Raw genomic sequence first — 1137 nt, 5'->3', positions numbered from 1 at the left:
GAGCATAGCAAAAAAAATATGAAATTTAAAATTCTAATTATACTTTGTCTTTTTTTAACAGCTTTTTCTGTTGTTGATATTGCACCTAATCCAATTTGCGCAAATGGAATTTACACAGTTGAAGATTGTAAAATTAGAATGGAATCGGAAATTGTGGAAGTTGACTTATTTCTTGAAAAATCTATAGTGAATTGCATCTTTGAGATGAAAAATTATGGACAAGCAACATCATTGGAAGTCGGATTTCCAGTTATGGATTTTGATTATTGGAATTTTGGAGGTTATTCAGAAATGGACAAAACCAATTTCGAAATACAAGTAGATAATAAAATCCTTTCAAAAAGGGATATAAAAGTACCTAAAGAAATGGATAGTGTCTATCGAGAATTTATGACCATATATAAATTGGAAAAGGAACACCAAACGAAAATTGACAGTACTTATAAAACTCATAACGTGCAATACAGAAAAGATGGCTCTCTAATTTTTCCAAAAGATTTGAAAAAGCAAGAAATGCAAATGGCTATCGATTCAATTCACAATTTCTATTGGAACAAGACTGGTTTATCAGGTGATTTAATTTCAAAATTTCACGACTTAACAGAAAATGGAAAATTTCCTTGGTATGTTTGGAGTGTAAGTTTTAAGGAAAATGAAACTAAAACTATAAAAGTAAGCTATGAATTGCCATCTGGTTTAGCTGGAAAAAATGCTTTCCGATATTTCAAGTACATTTTAAAAACAGGTTCTGGATGGTACAAAGACATTGGAAAAGCAGATATAATTTTAAAACTTAATGACATCGATTTTGATTCAATTGAGGAATTAAAACCAAGTAATTACTCGCTGGATAAGGAAAGTAATAGAATTTTATGGCGTTTTGAAAATATTGAACCGACTGAAAAAGATGATATTTATCTTCAGTACACAATTCCGAGCGAAAAAAGAAAATATGAAAGGTGGAAGAAAAAAATGGACAGAAAATATAAAAACTGATAAAAAACTACGCTCTACAACAATGGCTATAAGTAATTGCTTGTTCTCGCCTACTTCTGAAAATCCTCTCGGATTTTCAGATTGGTGTGTACTTGCTAAGTTAAGTGCTAACCCACGCAACTACTCATAGCCGAGACGTTA

General features: G+C 30.9%; 1 protein-coding gene. It reads left to right on the top strand.

The genetic code is table 11. The features are described from left to right. The coding region (locus ACY2RU_RS17580) for a hypothetical protein (RefSeq protein WP_490139790.1) at positions 1–996 on the top strand (996 nt) is incomplete at its 5' end. Positions 997–1137: the final 141 nt, after the last annotated feature.

The sequence above is a fragment of the Ulvibacter sp. 2305UL32-6 genome (assembly GCF_058148545.1).
This window is presented reverse-complemented; position numbering and strand designations above follow the sequence as displayed.